Source organism: Stenotrophomonas sp. GD03958 (assembly GCF_029839005.1).
Lineage (GTDB): Bacteria > Pseudomonadota > Gammaproteobacteria > Xanthomonadales > Xanthomonadaceae > Stenotrophomonas > Stenotrophomonas hibiscicola.
The window spans coordinates 26248-47991 of sequence record NZ_JAOBZT010000027.1 but is presented as its reverse complement, the minus strand read 5'-3'; the positions used below and the strand labels follow the sequence as shown (position 1 = coordinate 47991).

General features: G+C 68.4%; 17 protein-coding genes. 13 read left to right on the top strand and 4 right to left on the bottom strand.

Going from position 1 to position 21744, the window contains the following annotated elements:
* Positions 1-184: 184 nt before the first annotated feature.
* Genes N5C25_RS10345 through N5C25_RS10305 form a run of 9 tightly spaced genes read left to right on the top strand, consistent with a single transcriptional unit; the run spans position 185 to position 12533 of the window.
* Entirely contained in the window at positions 185-1816 is a 1632-nt protein-coding gene (locus tag N5C25_RS10345; protein WP_167692751.1) for a TldD/PmbA family protein, read from the top strand.
* Positions 1817-1846: 30 nt separating this feature from the next.
* Entirely contained in the window at positions 1847-3481 is a 1635-nt protein-coding gene (locus N5C25_RS10340; protein WP_279936906.1) for a TldD/PmbA family protein, read from the top strand.
* A 21-nt stretch (positions 3482-3502) separates the two neighbouring features.
* Positions 3503-4837 (top strand): TldD/PmbA family protein, encoded by a 1335-nt coding sequence (locus N5C25_RS10335; RefSeq protein ID WP_279936905.1) that lies wholly within the window; start codon positions 3503-3505, stop codon positions 4835-4837.
* Positions 4837-5544, top strand: coding sequence for a DUF4159 domain-containing protein (locus N5C25_RS10330; protein WP_019661956.1), 708 nt, complete (start codon positions 4837-4839; stop codon positions 5542-5544). Before N5C25_RS10335 ends, N5C25_RS10330 begins: the two co-directional genes overlap by 1 nt.
* 16 nt (positions 5545-5560) lie before the next feature.
* A complete protein-coding gene (locus N5C25_RS10325; RefSeq protein WP_279936904.1) occupies positions 5561-6544 on the top strand; it encodes a MoxR family ATPase in 984 nt (327 codons plus the stop codon).
* 7 nt (positions 6545-6551) lie between these two features.
* A complete protein-coding gene (locus N5C25_RS10320; protein ID WP_279936903.1) occupies positions 6552-7448 on the top strand; it encodes a DUF58 domain-containing protein in 897 nt (298 codons plus the stop codon).
* Positions 7445-8566: a BatA domain-containing protein gene (locus tag N5C25_RS10315; protein ID WP_279936902.1), complete on the top strand. Its 1122-nt coding sequence runs from the start codon at positions 7445-7447 to the stop codon at positions 8564-8566. The genes N5C25_RS10320 and N5C25_RS10315 overlap by 4 nt, the downstream gene beginning before the upstream one ends.
* Positions 8563-10728 (top strand): DUF4175 domain-containing protein, encoded by a 2166-nt coding sequence (locus N5C25_RS10310; protein WP_262212994.1) that lies wholly within the window; start codon positions 8563-8565, stop codon positions 10726-10728. The genes N5C25_RS10315 and N5C25_RS10310 overlap by 4 nt, the downstream gene beginning before the upstream one ends.
* Positions 10725-12533, top strand: coding sequence for a hypothetical protein (locus N5C25_RS10305; RefSeq protein ID WP_279936901.1), 1809 nt, complete (start codon positions 10725-10727; stop codon positions 12531-12533). The genes N5C25_RS10310 and N5C25_RS10305 overlap by 4 nt, the downstream gene beginning before the upstream one ends.
* Before the next feature lie 71 nt (positions 12534-12604).
* On the opposite strand, the gene N5C25_RS10300 is transcribed toward N5C25_RS10305, so the two are convergent.
* Both N5C25_RS10300 and N5C25_RS10295 read right to left on the bottom strand, forming a co-directional pair.
* Positions 12605-13279, bottom strand: a complete 675-nt coding sequence (locus tag N5C25_RS10300) for a hypothetical protein (protein ID WP_262212991.1) — start codon at positions 13277-13279, stop codon at positions 12605-12607.
* Between the two features lie 39 nt (positions 13280-13318).
* Positions 13319-13831 carry a hypothetical protein gene (locus tag N5C25_RS10295; RefSeq protein WP_279936900.1) on the bottom strand — a complete coding sequence of 171 codons (513 nt, stop codon included), beginning with the start codon at positions 13829-13831 and terminating at the stop codon, positions 13319-13321.
* Between the two features lie 329 nt (positions 13832-14160).
* On the opposite strand from N5C25_RS10295, the gene N5C25_RS10290 reads away from it, so the two are divergent.
* From N5C25_RS10290 to N5C25_RS10280, 3 genes are all read left to right on the top strand, one after another.
* A complete protein-coding gene (locus tag N5C25_RS10290; RefSeq protein WP_279936899.1) occupies positions 14161-16650 on the top strand; it encodes a DEAD/DEAH box helicase in 2490 nt (829 codons plus the stop codon).
* Positions 16647-17669, top strand: coding sequence for a ribonuclease H-like domain-containing protein (locus N5C25_RS10285; protein WP_058983245.1), 1023 nt, complete (start codon positions 16647-16649; stop codon positions 17667-17669). The genes N5C25_RS10290 and N5C25_RS10285 overlap by 4 nt, the downstream gene beginning before the upstream one ends.
* Positions 17670-17747: 78 nt before the next feature.
* The gene (locus tag N5C25_RS10280) at positions 17748-18062 is read left to right on the top strand and encodes an I78 family peptidase inhibitor (RefSeq protein WP_279936898.1); all 315 of its coding nucleotides are present in this window, start codon (positions 17748-17750) and stop codon (positions 18060-18062) included.
* Positions 18063-18102: 40 nt separating this feature from the next.
* On the opposite strand, the gene N5C25_RS10275 is transcribed toward N5C25_RS10280, so the two are convergent.
* Complete coding sequence (locus N5C25_RS10275; RefSeq protein ID WP_251102933.1) at positions 18103-20085, bottom strand: M56 family metallopeptidase; 1983 nt, start codon at positions 20083-20085, stop codon at positions 18103-18105.
* A 3-nt stretch (positions 20086-20088) separates the two neighbouring features.
* The gene (locus N5C25_RS10270) at positions 20089-20475 is read right to left on the bottom strand and encodes a BlaI/MecI/CopY family transcriptional regulator (RefSeq protein WP_019661969.1); all 387 of its coding nucleotides are present in this window, start codon (positions 20473-20475) and stop codon (positions 20089-20091) included.
* Between the two features lie 189 nt (positions 20476-20664).
* Here N5C25_RS10270 and N5C25_RS10265 point away from each other — a divergent pair, with 189 nt between their 5' ends.
* The gene (locus tag N5C25_RS10265; protein WP_058983278.1) at positions 20665-21732 is read left to right on the top strand and encodes a serine hydrolase domain-containing protein; all 1068 of its coding nucleotides are present in this window, start codon (positions 20665-20667) and stop codon (positions 21730-21732) included.
* Positions 21733-21744 lie beyond the last annotated feature (12 nt).

Genomic DNA, 21744 nt, shown 5'->3' with positions numbered 1-21744 from the left:
ATGCCGCTCTGGCTCTGGCTTTGGCCGTTGCATTGAGCAGGTGCAGGGCTGCAAGCCCTGCCGAAACCCTCCCAACCATGACTGCAGTCACTTGCCCGCACGCGCCGCGCTGGCGAAAGTCGAGAAGTTGACGTGATCGGCTCGACCCATTGTCGGCCGCACGCAAGCGAGAGAGAGAAACGCTGTGCAACGACGTGAGTTCCTGGCTTTTTCCGGTCTGGGCCTGGCGGGCCTGCTGCTGCCGCATTCCCGTGCCATCGCCGCCGAGCAGTTGCTGGCCCCGGTCGACACCGCCCAGCGCAGGCGCCTGGCCGAGGTCGCGCTGGCCGCCGCACGCACCGCCAAGGCCAGCTACTGCGATGTCCGCATCGGCCGCTATCTCAACCAGTCGGTCATCACCCGCGAACACCAGGTCGGCAATGTGACCAACCGCGAATCATCCGGTGTGGGCGTGCGGGTGATCGTCAACGGCGCGTGGGGCTTCGCTGCAACCCATCAGCAGACCGAGGCCGCCGTGCGCGCCGCGGTCGAGCAGGCAGCGGCAATCGCCCGCGCCAATGCCGGCATCCAGACCCGGCCGGTACAGCTGGCGCCGACGCCGTCGGTCGGCGAAGTGCGCTGGCAGACGCCAGTGCGGAAGAACGCCATGGCGGTGCCGATCCAGGACAAGGTCGAACTGCTGCTGGCGCTCAACGCCGCCGCGCTGGATGCGGGCGCCGACTACATCAATTCCACGTTGTTCCTGGTCAACGAACAGAAGTACTTCGCCTCCAGCGACGGTTCGTTCATCGACCAGGACATTCACCGCATCTGGCTGCCGTTTACCGCCACCGCCATCGACAAGGCCAGCGGCAGGTTCCGTACCCGCGCCGGCCTCTCCTCGCCGATGGGCATGGGCTACGAGTTCCTCGATGGCGATGCGCGTGGAAAGGTCCAGCTGCCCGGCGGCATCACCGCCTACCGCGATTCCTACGACCCGGTCGAAGACGCCATCGCCGCCGCCCGCCACGCGCGCGAGAAGCTGAAGGCGCCGTCGGTGAAGCCCGGCAAGTACGACCTGGTGCTGGACCCGTCCAACCTGTTCCTGACCATCCACGAGAACGTCGGCCACCCGTTGGAGCTGGACCGCGTGCTCGGCTACGAAGCCAACTACGCCGGCACCAGCTTCGCCACGCTGGACAAGCGCGATGCCGGCTTCCGCTGGGGCAGCGACATCGTCACTTTCTTCGCCGACAAGACCCAGCCGGGCAGCCTCGGCGCCGTCGGCTACGACGATGAAGGGGTGAAGACGCAGCGCTGGGACCTGGTGCGCGACGGCATCCTGGTTGACTACCAGGCCACCCGCGACGAGGCCCATATCCTCGGCCGCGATGCATCGCACGGCTGCAGCTACGCCGATTCCTGGTCCAGCGTGCAGTTCCAGCGCATGGCCAATGTCTCGCTGGCACCGGGCAAGCAGCCGCTCAGTGTCGAGGACATGATCAAGAACGTGGAAAACGGCATCTGGATCCACGGCCGCGGTTCGTATTCGATCGACCAGCAGCGCTACAACGCGCAGTTCGGCGGCCAGCTGTACTACCAGATCAAGGATGGAAAGATCGCCGGTATGGTTGAGGATGCGGCCTACCAGATCCGCACGCCGGAATTCTGGAATGCCTGCACCGCCATCTGCGATGAACGCGACTTCCGTCTGGGCGGTTCGTTCTTCGATGGCAAGGGCCAACCCGGCCAGGTCTCGGCGGTCTCGCACGGTTCGTCCACCACCCGCTTCAACGGCATCAACATCATCAACACCGCGCGCAGTCTCGGCGCTTGAGCCACCCATCCTTCGACATGGAGAGCAGCCTTGCAAAGACGTGACTTCCTGGCCCTGACCGGGCTTACCGCGGGCGGGCTGATCGTGCCCTCCTTCTTCGGCAAGGTGATCGCCGCCGAACAGCTGCAGAGCACGCTGGACCTGGGGCTGAAGAAGCGCCTGGCCGATGCGGCGCTGGCCGCCGCCCGCCAGGCCGGTGCCACCTACTGCGACGTGCGCATCGGCCGCTACCTGCGGCAGTTCGTGATCACCCGCGAGGACAAGGTGCAGAACGTGGTGAACACCGAGTCCACCGGCGTCGGCATCCGCGTGATCGTCAATGGTGCGTGGGGCTTTGCCGCCACCAATGCGCTGGGCACCGCCGACGTGGCCAAGGCGGCACAGCAGGCGGCCGCGATCGCCAAGGCCAATGCCGGCGTGCAGACCGCGCCGGTGCAGCTGGCCAAGGCGCCGGGCGTGGGTGAGGTAAGCTGGCGCACGCCGATCCGCAAGAATGCGATGGAGGTGCCGATCAAGGACAAGGTCGGCCTGCTGCTGGACGTCAACGCCGCCGCAATGGGCGCCGGTGCCAACTTCGTCAACTCGATGCTGTTCCTGGTCAACGAGCAGAAGTACTTCGCCTCCACGGACGGTTCCTACATCGACCAGGACGTGCATCGCATCTGGGCGCCGATGACGGTCACCGCCATCGACAAGGCCAGCGGCAAGTTCCGCACCCGTTCGGGCCTGTCCTCGCCGATGGGCCTGGGCTACGAGTACCTGGACGGTGCCGCCGCGGGCAAGGTGGTCAGCCCCAATGGCGTGGTCAACTACAGTTCTTCCTACGACATGAAGGAAGACGCCATCGCCGCCGCCCGGCAGGCGCAGGAAAAGCTGAAGGCACCGTCGGTGAAGCCGGGCAAGTACGACCTGGTGCTCGATCCGTCGCACACCTGGCTGACCATCCACGAGTCGATCGGCCACCCGCTGGAACTGGACCGCGTGCTCGGCTACGAAGCCAACTACGCCGGCACCAGCTTCGCCACCCTGGACAAGCGCGAACAGCGTTTCCAGTACGGCAGCGAGCTGGTCAACATCTTCGCCGACAAGACCCAGCCGGGCAGCCTCGGCGCCGTGGCATACGACGATGAAGGCGTGAAGTGCAAGCGCTGGGACCTGATCAGCAACGGCAAGCTGGTGGACTACCAGACCATCCGCGACCAGGCCCACATCCTCGGCAAGACCGAGTCCGACGGCTGCTGCTACGCCGACTCGTGGTCCAGCGTGCAGTTCCAGCGCATGGCCAACGTGTCGATGGCACCGGGCAAGAAGCCGCTGAGCGTGCCGGACCTGATCAAGGACGTGGAGAACGGCATCTACATCATCGGTGACGGTTCGTTCTCGATCGACCAGCAGCGCTACAACGCGCAGTTCGGCGGCCAGCTGTTCTACGAGATCAAGAACGGCCAGATCACCCGCATGCTGGAAGACGTGGCCTACCAGATCCGCACGCCGGAATTCTGGAACGCCTGTGCCGCCGTGGCCGACGAGCGCGACTACCGCCTGGGCGGTTCGTTCTTCGACGGCAAGGGCCAGCCGGGCCAGGTCTCGGCGGTCTCGCACGGTTCGTCCACCGCGCGCTTCAACGGCATCAACGTCATCAACACCGCACGCAGCCTCGGCTGATCGGTCAGGAGCCCTTACACCATGAGTATCTTCACCGAAGCCCAGGCCAAGGCCATCCTCGACAAGGTCATCGCCCTGTCCAAGGCCGACGAGTGCACCGCCGTGCTGTCCGGCGCGATCAGCGGCAACATCCGTTTCGCGCTGAACAATGTCTCCACCAGCGGCATCGTCGACAACACCGAGCTGGCGGTCACCGTCGCCTTCGGCAAGCGCGTCGGCACCGCCTCGATCAACGAGTTCGACGACGCCGCGCTGGAACGCGTGGTGCGCCGTGCTGAAGACCTGGCCCGCCTGGCCCCGGAGAACCCGGAGTTCATGCCGGCCATCGGCAAGCAGAGCTACCGCGCCAGCCCCACCTTCAGCGAATCCACTGCCGCGATCGATCCGGCGTTCCGTGCCAAGGTTGCCGCAGATTCAATCGCGCCGTGCCGTGGCCATGGCCTGATCGCCGCCGGCTTCCTCGAAGACGGCCAGGGCTTCCAGGCGACCGCCAACAGCAACGGCAACTTCGCCTACCAGCGCACCACCAACTTCGATTACACCTGCACCGTGCGTACCGAAGATGGCCGCGGTTCGGGTTGGGTCGGTCGCAACCTGAAGGATGCCGCCGACTTCAAGGCCGACCAGGACATCCGCATCGCCATGCGCAAGGCCACCGAATCGGCCGAAGCCAAGGCGCTGGAACCGGGCAAGTACACAGTGATCTTGGAGCCGGCCGCGGCGGCAGGCCTGATCAGCTTCATGATGAACTTCTTCAGCGCACGCTCGGCCGATGAAGGCCGCAGCTTCCTGTCAAAAAAGGGTGGCGGCAACAAGCTGGGCGAGCAGGTCTACGACCCGCGCGTGACCATGATCGCCGACCCGTGGCATCCGGAGGCGCCGGTGCTGCCGTGGGACAATGAAGGCCTGCCGCGCGAACGCATGGCGATCATCGAGAACGGCAGGATCGCCAACCTGGACTACTCGCGATTCTGGGCGCAGAAGCAGGGCAAGACCGCCAAGGCCTCACCGGGCAACCTGCTGATGAGCGGTGGCGACAAGAGCACCGCCGAGCTGGTACGCGGCACCCAGAAGGGTATCCTGGTCACCCGCACGTGGTACATCCGCATGGTCGATCCGCAGACCGTGCTGCTGACCGGCCTGACCCGCGACGGTACCTTCTACATCGAGAACGGCCAGATCAAGCATCCGGTGAAGAACTTCCGCTTCAACGAATCGCCGGTGATCATGCTCAACAACATCGAAGAGCTGGGCAGGCCGGTGCGCGTGGCCGGTGATGAATCCAGCTTCGTGATGATGATCCCGCCAATGAAGCTGCGCGATTTCACCTTCACCTCGCTGTCCGACGCGGTCTGATGGATCGCCGGGCCTGCCTGCGCTGGTTGGCTGCTGCCGCTTCGGCGGCGGCGCTGCCGGCCTGGGCACAGGCAGGCCCGCGCAGTTCGCGCTACGACTTCTGGTTCACCCGCCTGCAGTACGACTCCGGTGACTGGGACGTGGACGCGCGCATGCCGTCCAACCTGATCACCTCGCTGATCGACTACACCTCGCTGCGCGTGGACCCCCAGGAGCACGTGGTGGCACTGGCCGACCCGCGCATGCTGGAAGCGCCGTTCTGCTACCTGGCCGGCCACACGCTGGTGGAGTTCAATGCCGCCGAGCGGCAGAACTTCGTGCGCTATGTGCGCAATGGCGGCTTCGTCTTCGTGGACGACTGCAACCACGACATCGATGGCCTGTTCGCCACCTCGTTCGAGGCGCAGATGGGCCGCCTGTTCGGCCCGAAGGCACTGCAGAAGCTGCCCAACAGCCACCCGCTGTACCGCAGCTTCTTCCGCTTCCCCGACGGCCCGCCCGCCACCAGTTTCGAACTCAACGGCTGGGGCGACGACCTGGTGCACGACTATCTGAAGGGCATCGAGGTCGATGGCCGCCTGGGGCTGCTCTACAGCAACAAGGACTACGGCTGCGAGTGGGACTACGACTGGCGCAACAAGCGCTTCCTGGCCGAAGACAACACCCGCTTCGGCGTCAACATCGTGATGTACGCGTTGAACAACTGATAGGACCTGCACGCCCATGACCTCCCCCGACCTCGATTCCCTGCTGCCGCGCCTGCACGATCTGCGCTCCGCGCTCGCACGCGCAGTGGTGGGCCAGAACACCGTGGTCGAGCAGCTGCTGATCGGCCTGCTGGCCGGCGGCCACTGCCTGCTGGAAGGCGCGCCCGGGCTCGGCAAGACCCTGCTGGTGCGCTCGCTCGGGCAGGCGCTGGAGCTGCAGTTCCGGCGCGTGCAGTTCACCCCCGACCTGATGCCCAGCGACATCCTCGGCACCGAGCTGCTGGAAGAAGACCACGGCACCGGCCATCGCCACTTCCGCTTCCAGCAGGGCCCGATCTTCACCCACCTGCTGCTGGCCGACGAACTCAACCGTACCCCGCCCAAGACCCAGGCCGCACTGCTGGAGGCAATGCAGGAACGCACCGTCAGCTACGCTGGTACCACCTACGCGCTGCCCGCGCCGTTCTTCGTGCTGGCCACGCAGAACCCGATCGAGCAGGCCGGCACCTACCCGCTGCCGGAAGCGCAGCTGGACCGCTTCCTGCTGCACGTGCTGGTGGATTACCCCAACGAAGACGAGGAGCGGCAGATCCTGGAACAGACCACCGGCGGTACCACCGACGCGGTGCCGAAGGTGATGGATGCCGAAGCGGTGACCGCACTGCAGGCGGCCGTGCGCCAGGTGCATGTCAGCCCCGATGTGCTGGCCTGGATCACCCGCCTGGTGCGTGCCAGCCGGCCGGGCGAAGGCGCACCGGCGGCGATCAACCAGTGGGTGAAGTGGGGCGCCGGTCCGCGCGCCGGCCAGTCGCTGGTGCTCGCGGCAAAAGCGCGCGCACTGCTGCAGGGCCGCTTCGCCGCCACCCGCGAGGACGTGCAGGTACTGGCCGCACCGGTGATGCGCCATCGCCTGCTGCTGTCGTTCGCCGCCGAAGCCGAGCAGAAGCGTGCCGACGACGTGGTCGCTGCCCTGCTGCAGGCCGTGCCGTTCCCGGGTTGAGCCACGCGTGGACGCCGGTACCCCGCTGACCTTGCCACCGGACTTGCGTGCGCGCCTGCGCCTGCTGCGGCTGCGGCCGCGCCTGGCCAGCGGTGCCAGTGGCATCGGCCAGCACGCCAGCCGCAGCCGCGGTGCCGGCCTCGAGTTCGCCCAGTACCGGGCCTACGAGCCGGGAGACGAACTGCGCCAGATCGACTGGAAGCTATACGCCCGCTCAGATCGCTTCTTCGTGCGCGAGTCCGAACGCGAAAGCCCGATCACGGTCTGGCTGTTGCTCGATGCCACCGCCTCGGCCGGCCAGGCCGATCGCGCGGTGCCGCAACGCACGCGCCTGGACCACATGTGCGGCGTGGCCGCATGCCTGGTCGAACTGGCCCTGCAACAGGGCGACCGCTTTGGCCTGCTGGCAATCAGTGGCGATGGCCTGCAGCTGGTACCCGCAGCGAACGGCGCGCGCCAGCGCGACCGTGTGCATCTGCAACTGAACGCCCTACAGGCCCGCGGTGGGTGGCCTGCGGCCGAACGCCTGCGCCCGCTGTGGGAACGCGTGCGCCCGGGCGACCTGCTGCTGGCAATCGGTGATGGCTTCGACGACGCCGGCATCGTGTTGCTCGAACAGCTGGCCAGCGCACGCCGCGAAGTGGCACTGCTGCAGATCCTGACCGCCGACGAGCGCGACTTCCCGTTCGACGCCGGCCACCGCTTCCGCGACCCGGAAACCGGCGAGGAACTGTTGGGCGACGGCGCGGCGATCCGCGCCGATTACCTGCAGCGCTTCGCTGATGCACGCAGCGCATTACGTGCGCGCCTGCAGGCCAGCGGCATCGCCAGTGCCACCGGCTGGCTCGACCAACCGTTGGACCAGCCGCTGCAGGCGCTGTTTGGCCGTGGGGGCGCTGCATGACCCTGCTGTTCCCGCTCGGCTTGGCCTCGCTCGCCGCAGGGCTGCTGCCGCTGCTGATCCACCTGGCCCGGCGCCATCCGTACACGCCACTGGATTTCGCTGCACTGCGCTGGCTGCGTGCACAGATCCGGCCGCGCCAGCGCATCCGCTTCGATGACTGGCCGTTGCTTCTGGTGCGGCTGCTGTTGCTGGCTGCATTGGCCATTCTGCTGGCACGACCTGCGTTGACCGGGCCTGCGCCAGCCCCCATTGCGTGGACGGTCGTTGCTCCAGGGCTGGACGCGACCGCACTACGTGGCACCGCCGAAGCCGGCAACTGGCATTGGCTGGCGCCCGGCTTCCCGGCCATTGATCAAGTGCCACCTGCGTCCACGGCGTCCCTGCCCAGCCTGCTGCGCGAACTGGACGCACAACTGCCTGCGGGCACCGCATTGACCGTGCACGTTCCCGATCCCCTGCCCGACCTGGATGGCGCTCGCCTGCAGCTGTCGCGCGAGGTGCAGTGGCGCCCGCAGCCGATGCCGGTCGCTGCGCAACCGGGTGCCGCAGCGATGCCGCGTCTGCGCGTGCACAGCGATGCGCCGGCCGCCGCCCAGCGATGGTTGAACGCAGTGCAGCGCGCGTGGGGCCTGCCGTCGCCGCTCGCTCCGCTGCCGACGGATGCCCTGCCGGAGCGCGGCGAGATTGGTGTGTGGAGCCGCAGCGATGCACTGCCGGCGAACTGGCAGGCGTGGCTGCGTGACGGCGGTCGTGTCATGACTGCCGGCAAGCCTGCTGCCAGTGCCAGCATCCTGCTGCGCGATGCCGAGGGCACACCGCTGCTGTGGCAGCAACGCATCGGCCACGGCTATCTGCTGTCGCTGCCGGGCGACTGGAATGCCGCCAGCAACGCCGCGCTGCGCGATCCGCGCCTACCGCGTGCCCTGCTGCTGACGCTGCAGCCGCCCACGGCTCCGCGCCTGGGCGATGCACATGACCAGGCACCGCAGCGGGCCGCATTGCCTGCTGCAACGCCACCGCTGCGTGAGCCGACGCCTTGGCTGTTGCTGGCTATCGTGCTGCTGTTCGCGCTGGAACGCTGGATGGCCAGCAGCGCCTGCCGCAGGGAGGCCGCATGAATACCCTGCAGCACGCCTGGCAACGTGCGCGCCGCCGCCGTGCGCTCATCACCCTGCTGCTGGGCCTGCCATGGGCGCTGGCTGCGGCGGTGCTGGCCTTGCGTCTGGCAGGTTTCGATATCGCCTGCGTCGTCGGTACGATCAGCCTGCTCGCGTGTGCGGGCTTCGCCACTGCGCGTGCCCGCCAACTGGACCGGCAGTGGCTGCAGCGCCAGCTCGATGGCAGCGGTGTCAGCGAGGACAGTGCGGACCTGCTGTTCGCTGATGTCACCGCGCTCAATCCGCTGCAGCAGCGCCAGCGCACGCACGTGCTGGCCACACTGGAGCGCGCGACACCAGAACTGCGTCCGCGCTGGCCGCGCAGGGCATTGGCGCTGAGCTGGATCGCAGGCCTGGCCGTCGCTGTGCTGGCATTCGGCTGGCCACGTTCCAGCCCCGGCGCCGCGCCGGCCCGCACGCCGGCGCGTGGCGGCACGGCGGCTGCGGGTCCACTGCGCCTGCAGTCCACCCGCCTGCGCATCGATGCACCGGCCTACACCGGCCAGGCCACGCTTACCCAGAGCGCACTGGATGCCAAGGTTGCCGCCGACAGCCGGCTGTCGTGGTCGCTGCGCTTCGACCGCGCCCCGGACAAGGCATGGCTGCAATTCCACGATGGTCGTCGGTTGCCACTGAGCGAGCACGAAGGACAGTGGCAGGCACAGGACATTGCACGCACGCCGGTGCTGTACCGCGTTGTGAGCGAACCGGCACTGGCAGAGACCCGCCTGCATCGGCTGGATGTGGTGGCCGACCGTGCACCCAGCGTGCGCGTACTGGAGCCCGCGGCCAGCCTGGTGCTGGGCACGCCCGGGCAACGGCAGTGGGCACTGCGCTTCGAGGCCAGCGACGATTACGGTGTCGCGGCGCAGGCAACGCTGTCGATCACCACCACCCAGGGCAGCGGTGAGAACATCACCTTCGTGAAGCGCAGCGTCACGCTTGCCGGCAGCGGCGAAGCCACCGCGCGGCGTTTCGCCCACACCCTTGGTCTGGCGTCGCTGGGCGCGCAGCCCGGCAACGATGTGATCGCCCAGCTGGAGGTGCGCGACAATCACGCACCCACGCCGCAGACCGGGCGCAGCAGCAGTGTGATCCTGCGCCTGCCCAGCGCCGAAGTCGCGCTCGGAGCAGAGCTTGAGGGCCGCATCAAGAAGACCCTGCCTGCGTATTTCCGCAGCCAGCGGCAGATCATCATCGATGCCGAAGCGCTGATCCGGCAGCGACGCAGCCTGGCCGCCGAGGACTTCGTGAAGCGCAGCGATGCGATCGGTGTCGACCAGCGCATCCTGCGCCTGCGCTACGGCCAGTTCCTGGGCGAGGAAAGCGAAGGTGCGCCAAAGCCGCCGCCGACCAGCGACCTGCCCACCAGCGATGCGCCGACCGCAGAGGGCCACGACGACGATCACGAGCACGTCCATGGCACGCAGGCCGGTGCGCACGACGACCATGGCCACGATCATGGCGGTGCAGCCAACGCAGATATCCCGCCGGTGTTCGGCAGCGCGACCGACGTGCTTTCCGAATACGGGCACACCCATGACCACGCCGAGGCGGCCACCCTGCTCGACCCGCAGACCCGCGCCACGTTGAAGGCCGCGCTTGACCAGATGTGGTCGGCCGAAGGTGAGCTGCGCCAGGGCCGCCCGCAGCAGGCGCTGCCATTTGCCTACAAGGCGCTGGGCTTCATCAAGCAGGTGCAGCAGGCCGAGCGCATCTACCTGGCCCGGGTCGGGCCGGAGCTGCCACCCATCGATGAAAGCCGCCGACTGGGCGGTGATCGCGCCGGACTGGCCAGTCGCGAACTGCCATTGGCCGCGCGCACCCCGCCCGATCCGGCCATCGTTGAAGCCTGGCAGCGCCTCGGTGATGACAACGGCGCACCGGATCTCGATGCGCTCGCGGCCTGGCAGCAGCGCAACGCGGCCTACCTGCCCGATGCATTGGATCTGGCTGCGGCCATCGAGCAGCTGCGCATCGAGCCCGACTGCATCGACTGTCGCCAGCGCCTGCGTGCGCAGCTGTGGCGCGCGCTGCAGCGTCCACTGCCGCAGGCGATGCGGCGCAGTGCGGCCGATGCGATGGGACAGCGCTACCTCGATGCGCTGGAGGTGCATCCATGACCGCCACCAGCCTGAACCTGTGGATTGCGCTGGCACTCACTCTGGTCGTGGTCATCGCCAGCGTGCGCCAGTTGCGTGGAAGCACAACGCACCCTGGCCGCCGGTGGAGCGTGATCGCACTGCAGGTCATCGTCGCCACGCTGCTGTACTTCTGCCTGATGCCGCCCACCCGCCAGCAGCCCGCAGGCGGGCTGGTCGTGCTTGGCGTCGATGCCGGCAAGGCCGGCGCACCCCCGGCCAGCGAAGGCCCGCTGTTGCTGTTGCCCGAAGCTGCCGATGTGCCCGGCGCACAGCGCGTTCCCGACCTGGCCACCGCGCTGCGCCAGCATCCGGCCGCCACGCTGACGCTGGTCGGTGCAGGCCTGGCCGCACGTGACCGCGACACGGTGCTGCCGCCGGATGTACGTTGGCAGGCCGCACCGGAGCCGCGCGGCTGGATCGCACTGCAACCACCGGCCGATGTCGCACCCGGTGCCCGCTTTGACGTGCAGGCACAGGCGCGTGGCGTGGCCAAAGCGAAAGCAGAACTGCTCGACCCGGCCGGCAGCGTGGTCGATCGCACGGAGGTTGCCGACGACGGCCGCGTGCAGCTGAGTGGTGTCGCCCGCGCCGAAGGCCGCAGCGTGTTCCAGCTGCGCCTGCTCGATGCCGACGGCCATGTGGTGGACAGCCTACCGGTGCCGCAGCAGACCCTGCCGTCCGCACCGCTGCGCCTGCTGGTGCGCGCCAGCGCGCCGGGGCCAGAGCTGAAGTACCTGCGCCGCTGGGCAGCCGATGCCGGCATCCGTGTGCAGGTGCAGGCGGATACCGGGGCCGGACTCAGCATCGGCGATGGCGCGGTGGCGATTGATGCAGCATCGCTCACGCGCAGCGATCTGCTGCTGCTGGACGAGCGCAGCCTCGTAGCATTGAGTGCGGGCCAGCTGGCCGCCGTGCGCCAGGCGCTGCGCGATGGACTGGGTGTGCTGGTACGCAGTGCGGGCGCACCTTCGGCCAGTGCACGCCAGCGCCTGCGCGATCTGGGCCTGCCAGTGCAGGGTGATGGCAGCAGCCACCCCCTCGAACTTCCCGGCGATGGCGAAGGCGCGATCCTCGCCGCACGCCGTGGCCCGCTCGCCGCTGGCACATTGCCGACCGGCTACAGCGAAGAGGCCGACCGCAGCTCGCACAGTGCCGCGCTGCCTTCGCTGGAAGCACTGGCGTTGCAGGCGCCGGGCGGCAGCGCACTGCTGCACGATCGAGCTGGCAACGCCATCGGTGGCTGGCGCGCGGTCCGCAAGGGCCGCATCGGCCTGCTGCCCATCACCGACAGCTGGCGTTGGGTGCTGGCCGGCCGCGATGACCGCCACGGCGAACTCTGGAGCGACGCGGTGGCCACGTTGGCACGCGCGCAGGACAGCGCTGATGCACTGTGGTCACCGCAGCCGATCGCCTGGGCAGGTGAACGACAGGCGCTGTGCGGTGTGCAGGCACCACTGCAGGCCTTCAACAAACGCGGCGACGACGTGCCCCTGATCGTCGATGGCACGGCGTCGGCGCTGCGCTGCGCCGGCTGGTGGCCCCGTGAGGCAGGCTGGCAACGCCTGCAGCATGGCGACAGCGTTGTCTGGCGCTATGTGTTCGACCCGAAGGATGCACCGACGCTGCATCGACAGGTGATGATCGATGCGACCACGCGGGCGTTGGCTGCCAGCACGCTGGCAGACGCGTCGGTGGTGCAACCCGTGCCGGGCTCGCGCTGGCCGTGGTGGCTGGCGTTCGTGCTGTGCGCCTCGCTGCTGTGGTGGCTGGAGCGGCGGCGCTGACCGCATCGATTGAATCGCGGGCAGCAGCCACGCGTGGCGTGGATCTACTGGCCCCAATCCTCGTGCGCCATTCAACGTTTTCCGGCGCGCCGGTACACACCGTTGAAACGCACGTTCATGCCACCGCATTCGCTGTTGTCGGCCACGATCAGCACCTCACCCAGCGAGTGCACGCGCACCCGGCACGTGTCCTCGGCGAACTCGACATCGGCACCCTGCGGTATGGCACGCGCTTCCACCTGGCCCAGGTTCGGCCCATACGGGCGCTGTTCCGGCGTGGGGTTGGCGGAGGGCCAGTAGGCGTCGCCATCCACGTGCAGTTGTCCACCCTGCACGGTGATGCGCAGGCCGTTGTCGCCATCTTTCCAGTGGCCCGCCCAATCCTGCAGCGCTGGCACGACCACCGGCAACGCCTGCAGCTTGCTGCGGTCGACCCAACCGGCGCTGCCACCCACCCTGTTCGGGAAGAACGCGCAGCGGTAACGGCCCAGGTCGCGACCGGTCACCACCGTATCGCCGTTGACCACATAGCTGCGCTGGCGGCAGGCCGGTTCGCCCTTGGCGGGGCAGCCATCCATGTCGCCGAGCAGGTACAGGCGCGGTACATCGACCACCCGCGCCAGCGCGAACCGGCTCTGTTCGGAGGGGAATGCGCCATTGCGGCAGGCGCCGCCATCGGCGATATCGGACGCGAAGGCGGAGGCCGGCAGCAACGCGGCCAGCAGGCAGAACGAACGCAGGGACATGACAGCATTACCGGTGGGCTGCCAGCAGCATATACCGGCCTACTTCACTGGCGCTGTGTCGCCGGCATCCTGCTCCTGTGAGAACCGCAGCGCGCGCTGCTGCTGTTCGGCGCTGAGCTCTGGCGGTGGCCGCGCCACGGCCGCCTGGATCTGGTCCGGCCCGCCGGTGAGTTTGTTGATGCCTTTGGCTGCCGCCATCACACCCTTGACCACGCCCATCATGATGTAGCCGCCGCCCATGCTGACCTGCTCCGGCGACGGCGGCTCGCTCCAGTCACGGCTGAAGCGGTTGTCGCCGAACTTCACCGGGTTCTTGAAGCGGTACAGGTCCACCGGCTCGTCATCCGGCTTGAGCGCGCGAACTTCTCCCAAGGTGGTGATGCCGTCCTGTGGCGGGGCGGTGGAGATCGGCGCGGGGGGTGCGGCCGGCGCATCTACAGGAGGTGCAGGCGCAGGACCAGACGCAGGCACCGACTGCTGCGCCTGCGCGATGCCCGCCAGCAACAGGCTGGCCAGCAGTGCTCCCTGCGTTCCCGGTCGTGCCACAGCCATCCACCCTGTTGGTTGCGTCCAGTGAACAAGGATACGGATGCGGGCTTCAGATTTCGTTGGCATCGGCGGGGGCATTCAGGGTGTGTCACGCATCGTCGCTGCGCGGACCGGGCACCGAAGTTTGCAACGAACTTCATTTCCCCCGGGGGATGGGGACGGCATCCATGGTGCAGTTCCTCCGCCGCAGCGAGGCGCTTGACGCGGACATCGCGCAGCGTCCGGACCCGTGGCAATGAACGGTTCACGCCCTTCGCGCGCGATGTCTCACATCCTGAGACGTGGATGTGGTGCCATGTGACCCCTCGCAATCCGTCCCCGCTTCCTCTTCCATGGCCTACGAACTCGCCAAGCGCACCGCCGATGCCGAGCAGAAGCTCGCCACCCGCGATGGCCTGCCCGCCCGTGACGGCGCCCTGCTCAGCGCGCGCCTGCAGCGCCGCTACCAGGACCGCATCACCGGCAGCTTTGCCATTCCCGGCCGCGAGGGCCGCTATGCCCCCATTCCCGATGCGGTACCGCCGGCCCTGGCCGCGGCCCTGAAGGCACGCGGCATCGAGCAGCTCTACAGCCACCAGGCCGAGGCCTGGGAGGCCAGCCAGCGTGGTGAGCACGTGGCCATCGTCACCCCCACCGCCAGCGGCAAGTCGCTGTGCTACACCCTGCCCGTGGTCAGCGCGGCCATGCAGGACAAGGCCAAGGCGCTGTACCTGTTCCCGACCAAGGCGCTGGCACAGGACCAGGTGGCCGAGCTGCTGGAACTCAACCGTGCTGGCGATCTGGGCGTCAAGGCCTTCACCTTCGATGGCGATACCCCGGGTGATGCGCGCCAGGCGATCCGCCTGCATGGCGACATCGTGGTGTCCAATCCGGACATGCTGCACCAGGCGATCCTGCCGCATCACACCAAGTGGGCGCAGTTCTTCGAGAACCTGCGCTACATCGTCATCGACGAAGTACACACCTACCGCGGCGTGTTCGGCAGCCACGTCACCAACGTGCTGCGCCGGCTCAAGCGCATCTGCGCGTTCTACGGCGTGCAACCGCAGTTCATCCTGTGCTCGGCCACCATCGGCAACCCGCAGGCACATGCCGAGGCGCTGATCGAGGCGCCGGTCACCGCCATCACCGAATCCGGCGCGCCCAGCGGGCCGAAACAGGTGCTGCTGTGGAACCCGCCGGTGATCAATCCGGACCTGGGCCTGCGCGCCTCGGCGCGGTCGCAGAGCAACCGCATCGCGCGCATCGCGATCAAGTCCGGGCTGAAGACCCTGGTGTTCGCGCAGACGCGGTTGATGGTGGAGGTGCTGACCAAGTACCTGAAGGACATCTTCGATCACGACCCGCGCAAACCGCCGCGCATCCGGGCGTACCGCGGTGGCTACCTGCCCACCGAGCGCCGCGAGACCGAACGGGCGATGCGCGCCGGCAACATCGACGGCATCGTCAGCACCTCGGCACTGGAGCTGGGCGTGGATATCGGCAGCCTGGACGTGGTCATCCTCAATGGCTACCCCGGCAGCGTGGCCGCCACCTGGCAGCGCTTTGGCCGTGCCGGTCGCCGCCAGCAGCCCGCGCTGGGGGTGATGGTGGCCAGCTCGCAGCCGCTGGACCAGTACGTGGTGCGGCATCCGGACTTCTTCGCCGAGGCCTCGCCCGAACATGCACGCATTGCACCTGACCAGCCGCTGATCCTGTTCGACCACATCCGCTGCGCAGCCTTCGAACTGCCGTTCCGGGTTGGCGATGGCTTCGGCCCGATCGATCCGGAGGTATTCCTGGAAGCTCTGGCAGAGACCGAAGTGATCCACCGCGAAGGCGAGCGCTGGGAATGGATTGCCGACAGTTATCCCGCCAATGCGGTCAGCCTGCGCGCGGTGGCCGACGGCAACTTCGTGGTGGTCGACCGCAGCGATGGCCGCCAGCAGATCATCGCCGAGGTCGATTATTCCGCCGCCGCACTCACCCTGTACGAGGGCGCCATCCACATGGTGCAGTCCACGCCCTACCAGGTGGAGACGCTGGACTGGGAGGGCCGCAAGGCCTACGTTACCCGCACGCATGTGGATTACTACACCGACAGCATCGACTTCACCAAGCTCAAGGTGCTGGACCGTTTCGACGGTGGCGTGGCCGGCCGTGGCGATTCGCACCATGGCGAAGTGCACGTGGTGCGTCGCGTGGCCGGCTACAAGAAGATCCGCTATTACACCCACGAAAACATCGGCTACGGCCCGGTGAACCTGCCTGACCAGGAACTGCACACCACGGCGGTGTGGTGGCAGCTGCCTCAGGCGCTGCTGCTGCGTGCGTTCGCCAGCAAGCAGGATGCGCTGGATGGTTTTCTCGGCGCCGCCTACGCGCTGCACATCGTTGCCACCGTGGCGGTGATGGCCGATGCGCGCGACCTGCAGAAGTCGGTCGGCAACGGCGATGGTTCCTGGTTCGCCATCGCCGACCAGAGTGGCCGTGGCCAGCTGCGCGGCAGCGAGGGCGATCCCGCTGGAGTGGAGCTGCTGCAGGAATTCGTGCCCACCGTGTACCTGTACGACAATTTCCCCGGCGGTGTCGGCCTCAGCGAACCGCTGTGGCAACGCCAGACCGAGCTGGTGCAGCGCGCGCGCGAACTGGTGCAGCGCTGCGACTGCAAGGCTGGCTGCCCGGCCTGCGTGGGCCCGGTGCTGGCCGCGCAGGAAGACGATGAGACTTCGCCGCGCACGCTGGCGCTGCGCGTGCTCGACCTGTTCGATGCCGACGCCTGCCAGCATGTGGCCGACGTGGTGATCACCACGCGCGAGCCGATGGAGTTGCTGGCACCGTGAGCCTGAGCCTGGACAAGCTGCGCCTGCTGCGGAAGCAGGCCGGCGACCCGAAGGCGAGCACACCGGCCGCGCCGGACGTGCCCCCTGCGCCACCGGCACCCGTGGCCGCCAACGATGCGCGGCAACCACCGGCCGAACGTTCGGTGTTCGCCTGGGTCGAACAGGAAATCCGCCACAAGCCGACCGGCACTGCGGCCTCCGCACCGGCACCCGTACCGCTGCGTCGGCCGGAAGCAGGCAGCCTGCATCGCCTGCTCGGCCTGCGCTCCCGCGGCAGTACCACGCCGGCACGCGCCAGCGCACAGGATCGTCAGCTGCCCGGCGAGGAGATCGCACCGGGCCTGTTCCTGATCGAATCGCTGCAGCCGCAACCAATCCCGACCGCCCCGCTGTCATTGGCCTTCGCCAAGCGCGAGGACCAGCACGTAGCTGCGCGCGACCTGCTGTTCTTCGATACCGAGACCACCGGCCTGGCCGGTGGCACCGGCACGCGTGCCTTCATGATCGGCGCGGCCGACTGGTACGTGTGCCCGCAGCGTGGCGAAGGCCTGCGCATCCGCCAGCTGCTGATGTCCACCATGGCTGCGGAAGAAGCGATGCTGGCCACTTTCGCCAGCTGGCTGCAGCCCTCCACCGTGTTCTGCAGCTACAACGGCCGCAGCTACGATGCGCCGCTTCTGAAGGCGCGCTACCGGCTGGCGCGCCAACGCGATCCGATCACGGCGCTGGACCATGTGGACCTGCTCTACCCCACCCGCCGGCGCTATCGCGGCACCTGGGAGAACTGCAGGCTGTCCACCATCGAACGCCAGCTGCTGCGCGTGGTGCGCGAGGACGACCTGCCGGGCTCGGAGGCACCGGGAGCATGGTTGCGCTTCCTGCGTGGCGGTGACGCCGTGAACCTGCGCCGGGTGGCCGATCACAATCATCAGGACGTGGTGACGCTGGCCCTGCTGCTGCAGCGGCTGGTGCGCGAGGAACAGCGCGAGCGCGAGACACTGGCGCTGGTCGGGCAGTAATGACACGGGGCAGCGTTGACATGCCCTGACGGTGGCAGCGGTGACACTGCCGCCACCATCCATGCCTGGAGCTCGACGATGCGCCTCAATCCGCTTGCCCTGCTTGCCATCCTGCCACTGGCCGCCTGCAGCCACGCCGGCAGCAGCACCGCCCCCGATCCCGCGCCAGCGCCCGTGGCCGACGCCGCGCACGAATGCAGGCCGGAGGCGCTCGAGGCCTTCACCGGCAAGACGGCTGACGAAGCCACCATCAAGAAGCTGGTGGCCGCCAGCGGCGCGCGCGGTGCACGGGTGGTCAAGCCAGGCATGGCGGTGACCATGGACTTCCGCCAGGACCGCGTGACCGTGCAGGTGGATGCGCAGAACCGCATCGAGCGCGCCAGCTGCGGTTGATCGACCCGGGGTAGTGCCGGCCAGCGGCCGGCACTACCGATCAGAGTTGCTCGGCCTTGCCGCTGGCCAGTGCACGCGCGATCACCTGCTGTGCCTGCTGCGATGCCTGCGCATGCACGCGTGCCTGGCGCTCGCCCAGCGCGGCCTGCTGGCTGCCCAGTGCCGCCTGGCGGCTGGCCAGTTCAGACTGCTGGTTGGCCAGACGCCGCATGTCACGGGTGCGGCCGGACTGCGTGGCCTCGCCGCGGGCTTCCTGCATCGCACGACGTGCCTCGGCGGCGGCCTCGCGTGCAGCCTCACGCGCAACGGCCATATCGCCGGTTGCACCGCGCGCTGCCTTCGCCGCTTCCGCGGCGGCCTCACGGTTGATGTCGTGGGCGGCCATCGCATTGCGTGCAGCCTCGGCGGCAATCAGTGCGATGCGGCGCGACTCCTCGCCCTGCAGGCGGCTCATCTCACCCATCTGCCTGCCGAGTTCGCCCTGCTGGCGGCCCAGCGCACTCTGCTGGCGGCCCAGTTCGCTCTGCTGGCGACCCAGCTCTGCGGCACCACTGTAGGCACGCTGCAGGCTCTGGATCAGCATCGGGTCGCGCACCACATAGCGCTTGTCGCCCTGGCGGAACCACAGCGCCGGGCCCTTGCCGAGCTGCCTGCGGGCCACCGTCACGTCGTCCATGCCGCCGTTGGCGAAAGTCGAATCACCATCGACCAGCACAAAAGCCTCCCGGGGCGACTTGCCCAGGTCCAGGCGGCCGTAGGTGGTGATGGAGCGGGCGGCCGACGCCGTGCCTTCATCGTCTTCGGCCATGCCGGTGGCATCGTCGACGTCGGCCACGTCGGCATCGTCGGGCCCGGTCGCGTCAGCAGGTTCGGCCGGGGCTGCCGGTGCGGCAGGTGCCGCTGGGGCAGCCGCGGCCGCCGGCGGTGCGGACGGTGCTTCCGGGGCCTTAGGCGGTGGCGGCGCCACGGCCTTCGGCGCGGCCGGAGGGGCGGGCGGGGCGGGCGGCACCGGCGCTGCGACCAGCCGCATCGGCGCCACGCCCACCACCACCACCGCAGCGGTCAGCGCCACCGCCAGCAGACGCGGGCAGGACCGGGGCGACTGCAGCGAAAGCAGGCGACGCTTGAGGCTGGTGGTGCTCGGTGCGGCGCTGGCCACGCCCAGATGCGGCTGCGGGGCCACGCCCAACTGCAGCAGCAGGCGGCCATAGGCCTGGCGGCTGGCGCCATGTTGGCCAACCACCGCTGCATCCACCGCTTCCTCGCGCGCCTGTGCATATTCACGCACCGACAGGCGCAGCAGCGGGTGGAAGAAGAACAGGTGCTGGGCCAGTGCAGGCAGCAGGCCCCATTGCAGGTCACGCCGCTGCAGGTGCTGCAGTTCGTGGGTCAGGGCCAGGTCCAGCGCATCGCCCTGCAGGGCATTGTCGCCGGCCGGCAGCAGCAGCACCGGGCGGAACGGCCCGACCAGCTGCGGTGCGTCCACCTGCGTGCTCATCCACAACCGCGGCGCAGGACGCACGCCGTGCGCATCGGAGGCCAGCTGCAGCGCCTGTACCAGCGCCTCGTCCTCGCAGGGATAGGCCGCAGCCAGCAGTGCGCGGCAGCGGCGCCACTCACCCAAGGTGCGCAGCGCCATCAGCAGCACGCCGGATGCCCACAGCGCAGCCAGTGCAACGGCCCACCACGCCACTGCCGGCACGTCCGCTGCAGGCATCGGCATCGCGGCCAGCAACTGTGCCGAGGCCTCCGGGGCCAGCGGGTAGACCATGTCAGCGGCCACGTCGGTTGCGGTCATCGCCACCGCCTGCGGGGCCGGCAGCCAGGGCAACTGCAACGGCTGGCTCCAGAACAGGCCGAGCACGGCCTGCAGCGAGACCAGCCACCACAGGCGGCAGCGGGTGGCCGCCGACAGCGACGGCAGCACGCGGCACAGGCCGTACACCAGCGCCACCAGCAGTACGGTCTGCAGGCTGGTCCAGCCCAGCCGTTCCAGCATCGGGATCAGCATCGTGGTGTCCATGGCTCAGCCCTCGTGGCGACGCGATTGGAGTTGGGCGACCAGCGCTTCCAGCTCGGCCAGTTCGTTGTCGCTGACCTGCTGGCGCTGCGACAGGTAGGCCACGAACGGCGACACCGAGCCCTGCAGGGTGTTGTCGACGAACTGGGCCACGGCACCCTGCAGCACGCTCTGCGGGCCACGGGTGGCCTGGTAGCGGTAGACGCCGTCCTGCTGCCGGCGCTGAAGATACCCCTTCGCCCGCAGCCGCTCCATCATCGTCAGCACGGTGGAACGGGCCAGGCCTCGGGCCTCTCCATATCCACTGGCGACCTCGCCGACGCTGGCCGGCGCATGTTCATCGATGTACTGCAGCAGGGCCAGCTCCTGGTCCCCGATGGTCTTGCCACGCATGACACCACTCCCTTGACTACACGTGTCGCCACTGTCAGCTTGACGACAGCTGTAGTCAACCCCCCGGAAGTCATGGGCCGACGAACGGTAGCGGCGCCGAGCACTTAAACCTTTGGCGCGCTGTCCGCATCCGATCCGCAACGCCCGCTGGAATTCCGCATGTTCCGTCCAATGCTCCGAGTCGTGCTCATGCTCATCAGTGCCCTGCCCTTCACCGCCGTCTCTGCCAGCCAGGACCATGCCAACGACCAGACCCGCCGCCTGATCCGCCAGATCATGATGCAGCAGCGCATCCCCGGGCTGCAGGTCGCGGTGGTCAAGGACGGGCAGATCGTGCTGTCTGAAGCCTACGGCCTGGCCAACGTCGAGAACGGCGTGCTTGCCTCGCGCCACACCCGCTTCCCGCTCAACTCGGCCACCAAGGCGTTCACCGGCGTAGCCGCCGCGCAGCTGGCTCAGCAGGGGCAGCTGGATCTGGACGCGCCGGCCTCACGTTACCTGGATGATCTTCCACCAGCGTGGAGAGACGTACGCGTACACCAGCTGCTGGCGCATACCTCCGGCCTTCCGGACATCCTTGATGCGAACGGGCTGTTGGGCGGTGGTTCCGAAGCACAGGCATGGGCGGCGGTGACGACCCGGCCACTCGAAGCAGCGCCCGGGCAGCGCTTCGCCTACAACCAGACCAACTACGTTCTTCTGGCACGGATCATCGCGAAGCAATCCGGCATGCCCTACGAACGTTTCCTCGCCACCGGCCAGTTCAGCAGCGCGCGCATGGCACGCACCACCTTCGGCGACAGCTACGACCTGATTCCGGATGCGGCGACGATGTACAGCCTGGCCCCGCGTGCCACCGACGCGGCCGATGCACCGCCGCGCCTGTCGCACTGGTTCTACGACATACCGCCTTCGCTGTGGGCAGGTGGCGGCATCCTCACCACCGCCGACGACACCGCGCGCTGGCTGGCCGCGCTGACCGAAGGCCGCCTGCTGCCGGAGGCGGCCCTGCGGCGGATGTGGAGCGCAGAGCGCTTGGCGGATGGCCGTGCCGGCCCGTGGGCGGGGGGCTGGCCGGTACTGCGCGCATCGCCCGACCTGCAGGTGGCAGGTATCGGCGGTGCGCGTGCGGCGTTCGTGGTCTATCCCGAGCGCGGCGTGGCGGTGGTGGTGCTGACCAACCTGGTCGGTGCCAATCCACAGCAGTTCATTCCACGCATTGCCGATTTCTATGCGCCTGCGGTGACCGCGCCTTGAGGCTGCCGGCCA